The organism is Tepidibacillus fermentans (assembly GCF_004342885.1).
GTDB lineage: Bacteria > Bacillota > Bacilli > Tepidibacillales > Tepidibacillaceae > Tepidibacillus > Tepidibacillus fermentans.
In genome coordinates, this window is record NZ_SMAB01000005.1 from 45,961 (window position 1) to 59,726 (window position 13,766).

Genomic DNA, 13,766 nt, shown 5'->3' on the forward strand with positions numbered 1-13,766 from the left:
ACATTATCCACATTTTTTTGTGCACATTGTTCACAAGAATGCCTGTTCTATTTGTGAAATATTAAAATCAGGTTAATTTTCTGTGAATAAATAGATATACAAAAAAAGTCATGCTTATAGAAGCATACAAGCCAAGCTTATTAGGGGTAAGGGAGCTTAGTCGCAAATTCTTATACTTAAAAAAGTGGCTGACTCTTGTGAGTCAGCCCTAAATATGCAACCTTATTCTATTGTTGAATCCGTGGAAAGAGACGTTTTTGAACTTCCATCGACCATTCTAAATAAGCAGGGAATAAATGACCAACGAGGATTTCAACCACGCGATCAACCTCTTCATTTTCAATCGATTGTTTTACTTGTTCAATTTGGGTCTTATACTGATCAAATGACTTAATCAGTTCATAAGTAGAATAATCTACTTTTTTCATTAAACTTGAAGATAAGAAATTAGCATCTTCTAGCGTCTGAAAAACATCTAAACAATCTTGAAGCATCGGTAAATCTAACGTATGTTCGTGCTGAATCCTTTTTGTTAAATAATGAACCCCTTCTTCACAGGTTTGCAACATATGAAGATAATGGCGTAAAAAAATAAACTGGTTATCATGTAATTTGGTATCATCATAATAATGTTCGTGATCGTCATCGTGATGATGATGGTGTCCCATGGCCTTCTCCCCCATTATTCCTTGCTATTTCCGCTTATCAAAAAACATTCCATCCACAGATAATCCTTGATAAGGATTATTGTACGTTTGGTGAAGTTTTTTTCGTTCTTTCGTTTGGCGAACATCAGCCTCGATAGAACGATAAATTCGTTCGAGTAGCAAATCGATTGCTTGGTTATAGCCAACGATCTTTTTCCCTAATTCTTTCTCCTCATCAGTATACTCTGTTTTTCCTTTTAATTCATCGATTAATTTTTCGCGTTGATCGAGGTAATTCTGTATTTGCGCAATGTATTCCTCTCGTTTGTCTTTATTTGGTTCTTTTTGCAAATGTTGATAGAGTTGAATCGTAATTTGATAGATTTGTTCAACAAGATTCACGATTATGCCCCACCTTGGCCATATTGCATTCTGCGATTAATCTGGATGACTTCTTTCCATGTATCACGAAAATCAATGACATACCCTTCGATTTCATTTAAGATCTCTATGTCACTCTTAATGTTAGCTTCCATCAGCCGACGCAACATATAGTCGTACATTTGCATCATGTGCTTGGCGACTTCATAATCCATGTTTAATGTGGCCATTAATTCGCGAATGATGTTTTGGGCTTTGATTAAGTTTGTATTCTTTTCCTCGATTTTCTTTTCCTGAATCGCTTGTTTGGCCTGTTTGATAAATTTTAGACAGCCATTATATAGCATCAACGTAAGCTCACCAGGAGAAGCTGTGGTGACCGAATTCTGTTGATAGGTTTGATATGGATGATTGATGGACACAAAAGTACTCCCCTTTCCTTATTGTCCCATGCCAAATTGTTGCATCAGATACATACTTTGTTGATTCGATTGGTTGATCGCTTGTTCCATTGCCGTGAATTGACGCCAATATCGATCTTCGATCTGTTTTAATCTTTCTTCAAAATCGGTGATATCTGAGTTTACTTGGTCTAAAAGCCGTCCTAATGTATATTGATTGTTGGTATAATAACTTTTTCCAGCTTTTACCTCGATATTTTTTATCGTTTGGCCAATTACTTCTTCAAGACGTGTCACGATACCGCTTTGCTTAAAGTTCAGACTGCCATCTGCATTTTTCACTTCTTTATTAAAGAGTTCATAAATGGCCATCGGATTTTGCGAAATCGCTTCTTTTAACTTTGCTTCATCAATCACTAACTTTCCTTTATCCAGATAGTTGGAAGATGTCGTAATGCCAATGTTTGCAAGTTGATTAATCGTAATATCTGCATTTTTTGCAGAATCATAAAACGTAGAGGTCAAACCATCGACCGAATCATAGATTTGAAGACGCATTTGATTTAGGCCACTAGAAAGAATATTGTCGTTATACAATAACCCGCTCTTCGCCTTTTCTTCCCATAGTTCGATCTCTTTATCCTTCATTTCGTTCTTCTGGGCATCAGTTAACGGCGGATAATCCCGGTAACGCTTTTCTGAGATCTTGGAGTTGATCTTATCAATCGTTTCGTTATATTTATCGACAAATTTTTTTATCGAATCAAAAATAGCATCCGTATCTGTTTTTGAGGAAATCGTTACAGTTTCATTTGAAGAGATAATACCGTCTCCGTTACTATCTGTTACCTGCTTTAACGTGTATTCATATCCATTGATTTGAAAGGTATTTGAATTTCTATAGGTTTCCATTCCATTAATGACAAACACAGCATTCTTTCCAAGGTTGCCCACAGTGTTATTTGCTGCCTGTACGTTGTCTGCATCTAGTTGTAACGAAGATGTAAGGAAATCGCCACTTAAAACAATTTCAGGTTGACCCGCTACATCTCCTGTATGATTCGCAACAAGAGAGACCCTACCTGTCATTGAATCGTAAAATGCACTAACACCAATATTACGCTTATTAATTTCCGCAATTACATCATTTAGACTTTGATTGGCAGTATCCACTGTAAAAGTATTTGTAGACGTAACAGGTGACAAAGTTCCATCCGCTTGTATCACTTGAATGGTGAATGTTGTATCTGTAAAAGATCGAATATTCCCAGCACTAATTTCTGCGTCTAATTTATTATTTGGATCAAAGTTCGTAGATAGGCGAATATCTTGCTTACTATACATTGAAGCAGCTTCAGCTAATTGTTTTACACCAATTGTAGATGTAATGTCGACTGTACTGTTAATATTCTTAGCAGACACTGCGCTCTCATTACTACTTGTTACGATCTTTTTCGTAAATGTACTTTTTCTTCCTACTCCGTCTGTCTGCGTAACCCCGATAAAATTCTTTAAATCATATAAAAGGGTATTCATTGACCGATAATCGTCACGTTGCCATTCTAAGATCTGTTTTTTCTGCGTTAACTTGTCTAAAGGAATTCTTTCTGCGGTCATTAGTTTCGCTACAAGACTATCAATATCCATTCCCGAGGCTAAACCGCCAATACGCAAACTCATCTCAATCACCACCTATTAAATTCGATGATCTACAATTAAACCGATCTGTTCCATTATGTTAGCATACATATCTAAGAATTTCTTTGGAGGTATTTCTTTAATCACTTCTTTTGTATTCTCGTCAATGATTTGAACGTAATACTCATGTAATTTATCATGTAATTGAAACTTTATAGAAGTTTGGGATGACTTTAAAAATTGGTTGACACTTTCAATTTCTTTCTCTAATTGTTCCTTTGAAATTGTATTTGGAGTTTCTTCTATTTTGGCTTCTTCTTTATTACCCTTTAGTAGTTTCTTATCTGGTATAAAAGTGTTTTCCTGCACCCGTTCAATTGGTCTAATTTGCTTTGTATTTAAAACACCCTCAATCCCCATACTAAATCCCCCTCAAAATAAAACCTTTGGTATTATTATCGGAAGTTTTTATTAATTTATTTAGAAAAAAAACACCATAATCTAAGTATTAAGGTGCTAAAACTTTAGGGAAGCTTTCAAAAAAAACTATAATTAAACAAAAAGATCCCAACTTACTGGCGTTCCCATTTTAATATCTTTCTTCACAATTTTCCCAAGTAAGACATCATAATATTTCGGCGCTAAACCATATCCAGGTCTTATTGCTCTCATGTTTTCCTTTGTAACGATTTCCCCAGCCTTCATATCTTTTACAATGTATAACGAACGCCTATATTTCATAGATACCTTCTCTTTTTCTGTTGGTCCATAGCTCACTTTCCCTAATGCTTGCCATGCCCGTTCTGTTTCAATAACTAATGCAGTTAATTCAGCTGGTTCTAAGGAAAATGTGGAATCCACACCACCATCTGCACGAGATAAGGTAAAATGCTTTTCAACGACAGTTGCTCCTAATGCAACAGCAGCTACGGCTACGCCAACCCCCATAGTATGATCAGATAGGCCAACTTCACATTGGAAAAGTTCTCGCATATGTGGAATAGTACTGATATTTGTATTCTCTGGTGAAGCTGGATAAGTACTGGTGGTTTTTAATAAGATAATCTGATCATTGCCTACTTCTCTAGCAGTACGGACAGTTTCATCAAGCTCAGCAACGGTTGCCATTCCAGTTGAAATGATCATTGGTTTTCCAGTTGCTGCGATTTTTTTAATCAATGGGATGTCAGCATTCTCAAAGGATGCCACTTTATACGCAGGAACATCAAGACTTTCTAAAAAATCGACTGCGGATTCGTCAAATGGCGTACTAAAGCAAATTAATCCTAGTTCCTTACACTTATCGAATATTGGTTTATGCCATTCCCATGGAGTATATGCTTGTTGGTATAGTTTATATAAGGAGTTCCCTTTCCATAAACTATTTTTATCATCAATATAAAATTCACCTTCACTAATATCAAGTGTCATCGTATCTGCAGTATAGGTCTGAAGTTTTACAGCATCCGCACCAGCTTTTGCCGCTTCCTCAACAATTTTCAGCGCTCTTTCTAATGATTGATTATGGTTACCTGACATTTCTGCAATGATAAACGGTTTATGGTTTTTTCCTATTTTTCTTCCCGATATCGTAATATCTTTCATAGACTCAATTCTCCTTAATTAAGATGGAATAACTATATTGTCGAAAGTTTTGATTGTAAATCCGCTTCAATTAATATCCTATTCTTCTTCCAATCTTCTTCAAATTGAGCAAATAGAATGATATCCTCATATTGTCCATTCTTTTTAATATGTTTTAATAAGCGCCCTTCTTCTTTAAAATGTAGTTTCTTATGAAAATTATAACTAGCTATGTTAAATCCAAATACTTCACCACTAAGCTTTCGAATATTTAGATTTTCAAAAGCATATTTAAGTCCAAGATATCCTAACGCTAAACCAGTACCTTTCAGTAAATTTTCTTTCCCTAAATAAAAACCCCAAGTACAATTTCGATTGTGATTGTCTATTCGATTAAAATTCATAACACCAACGGGTTCATCCATGTATTCAAATATGAATGTAAGATTCCTATTATCTTCTTTTAATCGCTGAAACCAAGCTCGATGTTCTTCCATTGTAATCAGATGATCAGTATACATATTCATTCGGATTCGTTCTGAATTCCGCCAATTTAATACCATTTCTAAATCCTCTTCTTCAATTGGACGAAGCTTATAATTCCTATATATCAACATATGATTATCCCTCGATGAATTCATATAATAATCGATCCATATGATTCGATTGCCCAACAATCTCTAAAGCTTTTCGACTCATACCTCTAAGAAAGGTCGGGTGATTTAATACCAATTCTAATGCATTTTCAATGTCTTGATTGGAAACTTCAGAATGGCACCCCAAATTTAGGATTGCACCAGCTTTTTCCACTGCTTTAGTCGTCAAGTATTGATTCTCTGCAACAATGATAGTTATCGTTGGTAAGCCTAAATAACATCTTTCCCATGTGGTTGACCCACCTGCTCCAATCGCTAAATCCGCCTTTACCATAAGCTCGGCCATATTTTCAATTTGACAATAATAATTCATATTTTCATGTTGGTTACAGATATTTTCAATCTCTTGTTTTCGTAGATTGGATTTTCCTACCACAACATCAATTGTTATCTCTTTTAGATCCATATGTTCTAAACTTCTGAGAACCTTAATGCTTTCATTTGTTGGGTCACTTCCGCCAAAGAATACCAGAATTCGTTTTACCTTTCCACTTCTTTCCGATAACGTTTTTCTAGCCTCAATAAATTCCTCTCTTAGCAAAGCATACTTTGGGCCTAGAAATATTTTACAATTCTGTGACACGAGCCCATTGTATCTAGTTTGCATATCTTCATATAGATTTTGATCGAGGAGAAGATCGCAATCGTGCACACGATTTGCTAAATCATCGATGACCATGATCTTTTTTACAAAGGGTCTTACTTTTGCTTCCCAATTCTGGTCTAATGCATAATGATCTACAATGATATATTTCGGCCCCTGATATTCTTCTATAATAGAAATCGTTTCGATTGCATCTTTTTCCCAATTATTTTCCTCAAGAAATGGGTTACCCCCAGATAAACAATGTACGTTAAAACCTTTTTCTTCAATATATTGACAAAGGTCACCAGTTAACTCTCTAGATAGAAAAATAACATTTATTTCTTTGTTCCTTAGGTGATTTGCAAGAGTTAGGCACCTCATGACATGACCAGTCCCTATTTCATAAGACGCGTCTGCTCGTATAAAGACATTCATACTATTCACCTAGTTCTTTTTGTTCAATCATTCGATTGATCTCTAACCAATCAGGATTGGTTTCTAAGAGAGTGATCGTATCCTCTAGCGTAAAATGAGGATTACTTGGATAAAGATTTTCTATAATTCTTCGAATGAGTTCAAAATCTTCTGGTGTATCAACGGTCCACCGATAAGTGCTCTTATCGGTGATATATTGAACGCTACCGAGAGAATAACGATTTGGTCTTAGATAAATAAATGGTGTAACATGTTCCCTTTCATGCTTTTCTTCTGCTTCATTATAGGACTCTTTTAATGCTTGAAAGGTAAAAACCTCCGTGTCCATCCCTCTAGGATAGGATCTTGTTAAGGTGTTGGAAACATAGTCATATCGACTTTGATTCTCTAAATAGTATTGAATGACATTATCCACGACTTTTGGGTCAATCACGGGACAGTCCGATGTTAAACGGACGATAATATCGGCCCCATACTGTATAGCGGCTTCGTGGTATCTAGACAATACATCTTCTTCTGAACCTCGATACACATTTATCCCTAGTTTATTTGCTAATTCTACGATCGGGTTGTCTGTTTCATTTGTTGTCGTTGCAATGACGATCTCATGAAGATGTTTCGAACGCTGGATTCGTTCAATCTGATATTCAAGTAAAGGCTTATCTAATACCTTTTTTAACACCTTTCCTGGTAGACGCGTAGAAGTCATACGGGCTTGGATTATAGCTACGATCTTCAAGGTTTTCACCTACTTTGAGTAATAGTTAATGACCTTTTTTACCGCCTTAATGACATCTTGAACATCCAATACGCTCATTTTGGGGAATAGAGGTAATGTAATTATTTCTTCATACAGCTTCTCGGCATTGGGACAAAGTCCCTTTTTATACCCTAATTCTTGATAATATGGGTGCCAGTATACGGGTAGGTAGTGTACGTTTACTCCAATATTTTCTTTAAGTAGGGCTTCGAAGATTTCTTTTCTTGATGCTGTCAATTGATTGAAGTTCAAGCGAAGGATATATAAATGCCAACTGGATGATCCTTCTTTCATTTGATAAGGTATCGTTACCTCTTCCATATCCTTAAAAGCATTATTGTAAATTTCCGCATAGTTCTTTCTCGTCTCTACAAACTGATCGATCTTCTTAAGCTGGCTAATCCCTAGGGCTGCTTGTATATCTGTCATTCGATAATTATAGCCAAGGAACTGCATTTCATAATACCAGGGCCCATGGTTTTCTATTAATTTATCTCTATCTCTAGTAATTCCATGTGTCCGGAATTGTAAGAGTTTCTCGTAATATTCTTTATTGTTTGTGGTAATGATTCCACCTTCACCTGTGGTGATATGTTTGACGGGGTGGAAGCTAAACATGGTCATATCGCTGATTGAACCGATCTTGCGGTCGTTGTAGGTGGCACCTAAAGCATGTGCAGCATCTTCAATTACAATTAAATTATGTTTTTTAGCAAGTTCTAATATTCGATCTAACTCTACGGGTTGTCCAGTAAAATCTACAGGAATAATAGCCTTGGTTTTTTCGTTAATTAATTCTTCAATCTTTTCTGGGTCGATATTGTATGTTTGAGGATCAATATCTGCAAAGACTGGAGTTCCACCTTGGTACAACACACAATTTGCACTGGCAGCAAATGTCATCGGAGTGGTAATGACTTCATCCCCATGTTGGATCCCTGCCGCAAAAGCAGCTCCATGAAGAGCGGCGGTTCCGTTTGAAAAAGCAACCGCATAGTTCGCTCCCACATATTCTGCTATCTTTTTCTCAAACTCGGTAATATAAGGTCCTGTTGTTAGATAATTCCCCTTTAATACTTGAACAACCTGCTTGATATCTTCCTCATCAATCCATTGTTGACCATAAGGTAGATATTCTTTTCTTACAGGAATTCCACCATGAATGGCTAATGGTTCTTTTGTCATTTGATATTCCCTCTATTTCTTTATTTACTCTTCAATAAGCCTTCTTAGTTGATCGATTGTTAACCAATCGGTATTCGTGTCACTACTGTATCTAAATCCTTCAGGAAGTGGTTTCCCGCCCACCATTTTCTCTTTATTCCACCAAACAAACTCCGGTTGAATCACATAGTAATCATCAAATTCAAGTGTTTGCCTTGCATCATCTTCAGTAATCATAACCTCATGAAGCTTTTCACCTGGACGAATTCCGATAAATTCAATTTCGCACTCTGGACAAATAGCTTCCGCTAGATCTACCACTTTCATACTTGGAATCTTTGGAATGAAAATTTCTCCACCTTGCATTCTTTGTAAATTATCCAGCACGAATTGAACACCTTGATCTAATGTAATCCAGAATCTTGTCATTCTTTCATCTGTAATTGGTAATTTTCCTGTATTTTTTAATTTCTTAAATAAAGGAACAACACTACCGCGACTTCCTACAACGTTCCCATAACGAACGACTGAGAAACGAATATCTTTATTACCAGCATAGGAATTTGCAGCAACAAATAGTTTATCTGATGCTAACTTTGTTGCCCCATATAGATTTACGGGACTAGCTGCTTTATCTGTACTTAATGCAATCACTCGTTTTACCCCACGGTCAAGTGCTGCTTCAATAACATTTTGTGCACCTAAGATATTGGTTTTGATAGCTTCAAAAGGATTGTATTCACATGCAGGAACTTGCTTTAATGCTGCTGCATGGACGACGATATCTACATCTTCAAAAGCTCGATATAATCTATCTTTATCTCTTACATCCCCTAGGAAATATCTTATTCTATTATCTGTAAATGTTTGTGCCATTTCATATTGCTTTAATTCGTCTCGACTAAAGACAATGACTTTTTTTATCTCATTTCTAAGTATCTGTTCCACGAATTTCTTCCCAAAAGAGCCCGTTCCGCCAGTTACTAGGATTGTTTTGCCTTTTAGATCCATTTCATTCCCTCCATAATTAGGTATAAAAATTAGCAATTATAGCTGTTCTATTAATTGTTTAAACTGATTACGTTTATATCGAACATTAGTTGAATTTAAGCGTTTAATAAATTGTTCAAAAGAAATATGTTCAGCACCTTTAATATATGCTCCACCTTCTGTAGCATTAACGAACTTAATTCCCTTATGTTTTTGAATATATTTTTCAAACCAATTTTTATAGAGTAATAGATTAGTAGTTGTTAGTACTTTCCCATTCCCAAAATAATTATCTACTTTATGATAAAAAGACATCTCTTCTTTTTTTATTATTCTATAATTGTGAGTTCCAGGATTATGAGTTTCATTATTTGTATAGGCCAAATCCTGACCAATAAAACATATTTGTTTTGCTCCAAGTTTAACTAACCAATCTAGTAAAGCCGTTGCAACAGATCCTCCTGTATCTATTAAAGGAAGTTCGTTCTTTACTGCCATTTCTTCAGCTAACTCCATTCCTTTTTGCAATAACATAATTTTCTTGCCCGGGTAAAATGAAATTACTTTCGGATGTACTGTTCCAAAATAAAAAAGAGGGATAGAAGTCAGAATTTCATTATCAACTTGATAAAATTGCTCGATTATTTTTTCTGAGGGATCAGTAATCAACACAAAATCAGGTATTATTCCATTTTCAATTAATGGTGTTAATGCAGTTCCGACAGAAGCAATGATATACTTATCTATGTTTTCTCTTAGATAAGAGAGACTTTTATTTAATGAAGGACCCGCAGAGACCAAAATTGCTGAAACTCCATTTAAACTATCTATTAACGTATGATAATTAACTTTAGCCTTTATTCGGTTGATACTAAAATGCTCATTTAACATGTCCCTATTTGCTAATATATTTGATATATTTATCTGATAGTCTTGCATGATATCTTTAAACTTTTGAAACTTGGAAGGTATGATTTTCATAGAAGGTGAATGAATGAGTAAATAAAATTCTTTAACTGCATAATCTTGCAATTTTTTTAATATAATCTCTCGATTATCTGTAGCAAAGATCCTAACTCTTTTATGGGAGAATACTTCATTTAATTGATCAATTTCTTGAATCATTTTATATAGATCAAGGTTCCATTCCCATACCTCAATTTCTTGGTGTGACTCTTCTGTCTGTCTAAGCAATGCCTTTATATGATGTCCACAGCCTAACCCATATACTACAACCTTTTTATATTTATTTAGTTCATGAATATGATTCGAAATAAATGCTTCAGCTTCTTTCGTCGGATTATATTTACTGTGTAATAGCAAACTTTGTTCATCATTACTATATTCACATGTTAATTCCCCATTTTTTGCTTGAATTAAAGTAATATGAGAATTACTTTCCATTATTCATTTCCCCATAAAATTGTTCTATTTCTCTCTGGTAATCTATTAGTATTTCTTTCATTTCATATTGTAGTAAATCTGAAAAAAGAACGTAATCTTGATTAGTTAAAGACGCTTCCATTTCAATCAATTTTTCAGTAAGAGTCCTAATTAGTATATTAGATAAGTACTTTTGATCTAACGATTGTATTGTTTCAATAGCCTCAACTAGCCAAGCAATGCCTTCAATATAAGCCTTTAGAAGTTGAATCGCCTTTCCTTCGTTTCCTAATTGAAATTGTTCTGCAATCTCGTCAGTTGCATTAATTAATTTTGATAAATACTTAATTATAGTATCTAAAAGTTCAATTAGTTGTTTTTTCATATTGTCCTCCATCTAAAATTAAGATTTCAAAAATTTCCTTTACTTTTTTCCCAATATCATATAATTGTTCATAAAAAAATAAGTTTTTCTTTGCAATATTCAAAGATTCATTTTTATCAGAAAAAGTTTTCCAAGATTCTAATCTTAATAAAATAGGTTGTTTTATATAGAAAAGTATTAAATCTTTTTTTTCTATTCTAAATAGCTTATTATCCAAATTATCTAATTGTTTTATAATTTTACCTATGAAAATATTATTATTTTTATTTATTGATTCTAATAATTCTCTTGACAATTTCATAGCTTTGAAAGTTATCTCTATTAATTCATTAAGGATTTCCAAATTTTCCTTAATCAATTTCTCTCTATCAATATTATTATTCGGAGAATTATTTAATTTATTAGCTAATTCTTGTTCGACATTTACTTCGCTAATACAAAACTTATTTATAAATTCATCAAAATCAATTATATTAGTACCTTTTATTTTTGCGCCTTTTTTAGTTGCATTATAGATATTAATGAGATTTTTTTCCTGTATATAATCTTCAAACCATTTTCTCATTGAATTATAGACATAGTTTGTGTAAATTTTGCCACCATCGTTTGAATCAACTTGTAAGAGATTTGTGTTATCGTTATCATAAGAAATTTTAGTTCTGTTTATATTCCCTAGAGCATGAGAATAACCATTTGAAAACCCTAAATCTTGACCTATAAAACAAATTGGCCCAGAGGTAACATTACATGCAATATCTAATGCAACATTTGCAACAGAAGGTCCTAATGCAATCTCTCCTGTTTCAAAACCTAACAATTTATTATACCATTCATTAATTTCATTATTTAGACCTTGAAATATAACTTTTGGGCCACGATATTCATCCAATATTTTATGATTTATCATTGGAGCATAAAATAACGGGACATCTGTATAATTAATTTTTTTAAAATGTTCGTAGTTAACCACTCCACCATCAATAGAAACAATAATGTGGGGTTTAATTTGATAATACTCTAATGTCGTAACAGCTGAACCAGACGCAATAATTAACGCTTTATTTTTTAATAATCTTAATTTATCAATCTCCTCCATTAAAGAAGGTCCCGCAGAAACAATAATTGCTGGTAAAGATATAAAATTTTTAAATTTATTAAATGGTATAGCTTTTATGCTATGTTTGAGATTCTTAAGATAATTTAATTGCCATTCCTCAGAAAAAAGAAATGTAGTATTGAGATTTATTTGATGTGTTTTGATTGCCTCTTTAATTTTTTCCAAAATACTAAGAACTTTTTCTGGAAATAACTTATCATAATTTCTAGATATATATAATTTAAAATGATTAAATAATCGTTGTCGAACAAGTTGGTTTAAGTAATAACTAATTTCATTTTTATTTTCTCTATCTATATAAAGAAATACTTGCTTATGTTCAATTAACTCATGTATATCAACTAATTCCATACATTTTGTAAATATTTTATTTGAAGGTTCAATAATAAATATATAATCTGAATCCTTTATACGTTTTAAAAGCGACTTAGCTATATATCCTAAACCTAATCCTATTATTATATATAAGTTTCCTTCTTCATATAAATTTTCAACAATATTGTCAGCTTCTACTTTAGGATCGTAAAGACTATGCAAATAATAGAATTTATTATCAATTTTATACTTTAACGTTATTGAATCTTCTTTTCTAGTTGGTTCAACTACAATATCATGATAATCCTCAAAGTAAGGATCATAATGATATTTTTTTTTGAAAACTTCTATGTTTTTTTTAAAGATATTCATACTATTTTCCCCTTGTTGCCTTATTAAAAAAGAGTCAAAGGATATTTATCCTTAGACCCTTTTTTGTTTTGAAAAATTATTGTTATTTATCGTAGTAATTGAAGTACTCCCTGAGGTTGCTGGTTAGCTTGTGCTAACATAGCCTGTGCAGCCTGTTGTAAGATATTATTCTTCGTAAATTCCATCATTTCTTTCGCCATATCAACATCACGAATGCGGGATTCTGCAGCTTGTAAGTTTTCTGCACCTGTATCTAGATTATTAATTGTATGCTCTAGACGATTTTGTACAGCACCTAATTTAGCACGTTCAGAAGATACAGTTTCAATAGCAGCATTAATTTTGCTAATTGCATTATTTGCGTTTGTAAAAGTATCAACTTTTAGATTTGTTGTAGTTAAACTTAGTGCAGTTGCTGCCATTTTATTAATTGTTAATTTAATATTTTGTCCACTATTTGCACCAACTTGGAAATTATATGTTGCTGCTGTTTGAAGCAATTTTTGAGTGTTAAACTCAGTCTCATTTGAGATCCTTGTAATTTCTTGTTGTAATTGTGTAAGCTCATTACTAATTGCTGTACGATCAGCAGTTACGTTTGTATCGTTGGATGCTTGAACAGCAAGTTCTCTCATTCTTTGAAGAATAGCATGTGTTTCATTTAAGGCACCCTCTGCTGTTTGAATAAGGGAAATTCCATCTTGAGCATTTCGGCTTGCTTGTTGAAGACCGCGAATTTGCCCACGCATTTTTTCAGAAATTGCAAGACCTGCTGCATCATCTCCAGCTTTATTAATACGAAGACCGGAAGATAATTTCTCCATGGACTTTGAAGCAGCATTTGTACCATTGGTTAACTGACGATAAGTGTTAAGAGCCGAAATATTGTGATTAATTCTCATTTTTATTTTCCTCCTTGAATTTTTGTATTCCCACATCCATGTGACTGGAT

Annotated in this window: 15 protein-coding genes; all 15 read right to left on the bottom strand. The window is 33.6% G+C overall.

Features of this window, described 5'->3' with window-relative positions; all coding sequences use genetic code 11:
- Positions 1 to 227: 227 nt before the first annotated feature.
- The 15 genes from EDD72_RS04585 to hag all read right to left on the bottom strand — a co-directional run bounded on the left by EDD72_RS04585 (position 228) and on the right by hag (position 13,716).
- Positions 228 to 668 (bottom strand): DUF8042 domain-containing protein, encoded by a 441-nt coding sequence (locus tag EDD72_RS04585; protein ID WP_132767709.1) that lies wholly within the window; start codon positions 666 to 668, stop codon positions 228 to 230.
- Positions 669 to 692: 24 nt separating this feature from the next.
- The gene (gene fliT / locus EDD72_RS04590) at positions 693 to 1,049 is read right to left on the bottom strand and encodes a flagellar protein FliT (protein WP_132767711.1); all 357 of its coding nucleotides are present in this window, start codon (positions 1,047 to 1,049) and stop codon (positions 693 to 695) included.
- A gap of 2 nt (positions 1,050 to 1,051) precedes the next feature.
- On the bottom strand, positions 1,052 to 1,450 hold the full coding sequence (gene fliS, locus EDD72_RS04595) for a flagellar export chaperone FliS (RefSeq protein ID WP_132767713.1): 399 nt from the start codon (positions 1,448 to 1,450) through the stop codon (positions 1,052 to 1,054).
- Between the two features lie 18 nt (positions 1,451 to 1,468).
- On the bottom strand, positions 1,469 to 3,109 hold the full coding sequence (locus tag EDD72_RS04600) for a flagellar hook-associated protein 2 (protein WP_243643776.1): 1,641 nt from the start codon (positions 3,107 to 3,109) through the stop codon (positions 1,469 to 1,471).
- A gap of 15 nt (positions 3,110 to 3,124) precedes the next feature.
- A complete protein-coding gene (flaG, locus tag EDD72_RS04605; RefSeq protein WP_132767715.1) occupies positions 3,125 to 3,487 on the bottom strand; it encodes a flagellar protein FlaG in 363 nt (120 codons plus the stop codon).
- A 132-nt stretch (positions 3,488 to 3,619) separates the two neighbouring features.
- Positions 3,620 to 4,672, bottom strand: a complete 1,053-nt coding sequence (pseI, locus tag EDD72_RS04610; protein WP_132767717.1) for a pseudaminic acid synthase — start codon at positions 4,670 to 4,672, stop codon at positions 3,620 to 3,622.
- Positions 4,673 to 4,704: 32 nt separating this feature from the next.
- A complete protein-coding gene (gene pseH, locus EDD72_RS04615; RefSeq protein ID WP_132767719.1) occupies positions 4,705 to 5,268 on the bottom strand; it encodes a UDP-4-amino-4,6-dideoxy-N-acetyl-beta-L-altrosamine N-acetyltransferase in 564 nt (187 codons plus the stop codon).
- Between the two features lie 4 nt (positions 5,269 to 5,272).
- A complete protein-coding gene (gene pseG, locus EDD72_RS04620) occupies positions 5,273 to 6,337 on the bottom strand; it encodes a UDP-2,4-diacetamido-2,4,6-trideoxy-beta-L-altropyranose hydrolase (RefSeq protein ID WP_424565529.1) in 1,065 nt (354 codons plus the stop codon).
- A complete protein-coding gene (locus tag EDD72_RS04625) occupies positions 6,330 to 7,067 on the bottom strand; it encodes a cytidylyltransferase domain-containing protein (protein ID WP_132767723.1) in 738 nt (245 codons plus the stop codon). The genes pseG and EDD72_RS04625 overlap by 8 nt, the downstream gene beginning before the upstream one ends.
- A 9-nt stretch (positions 7,068 to 7,076) precedes the next feature.
- The gene (gene pseC / locus EDD72_RS04630) at positions 7,077 to 8,273 is read right to left on the bottom strand and encodes a UDP-4-amino-4,6-dideoxy-N-acetyl-beta-L-altrosamine transaminase (protein ID WP_132767725.1); all 1,197 of its coding nucleotides are present in this window, start codon (positions 8,271 to 8,273) and stop codon (positions 7,077 to 7,079) included.
- 24 nt (positions 8,274 to 8,297) lie between these two features.
- Positions 8,298 to 9,263, bottom strand: coding sequence for a UDP-N-acetylglucosamine 4,6-dehydratase (inverting) (pseB, locus tag EDD72_RS04635; RefSeq protein WP_132767727.1), 966 nt, complete (start codon positions 9,261 to 9,263; stop codon positions 8,298 to 8,300).
- A 36-nt stretch (positions 9,264 to 9,299) separates the two neighbouring features.
- Complete coding sequence (locus tag EDD72_RS04640) at positions 9,300 to 10,646, bottom strand: motility associated factor glycosyltransferase family protein (RefSeq protein WP_132767729.1); 1,347 nt, start codon at positions 10,644 to 10,646, stop codon at positions 9,300 to 9,302.
- Positions 10,636 to 11,010, bottom strand: coding sequence for a DUF8042 domain-containing protein (locus EDD72_RS04645; RefSeq protein WP_132767731.1), 375 nt, complete (start codon positions 11,008 to 11,010; stop codon positions 10,636 to 10,638). The genes EDD72_RS04640 and EDD72_RS04645 overlap by 11 nt, the downstream gene beginning before the upstream one ends.
- The gene (locus tag EDD72_RS04650; RefSeq protein WP_132767733.1) at positions 10,991 to 12,814 is read right to left on the bottom strand and encodes a motility associated factor glycosyltransferase family protein; all 1,824 of its coding nucleotides are present in this window, start codon (positions 12,812 to 12,814) and stop codon (positions 10,991 to 10,993) included. Before EDD72_RS04650 ends, EDD72_RS04645 begins: the two co-directional genes overlap by 20 nt.
- Positions 12,815 to 12,900: 86 nt before the next feature.
- Positions 12,901 to 13,716, bottom strand: coding sequence for a flagellin Hag (gene hag / locus EDD72_RS04655; RefSeq protein ID WP_132767927.1), 816 nt, complete (start codon positions 13,714 to 13,716; stop codon positions 12,901 to 12,903).
- Between the last annotated feature and the right edge of the window lie 50 nt (positions 13,717 to 13,766).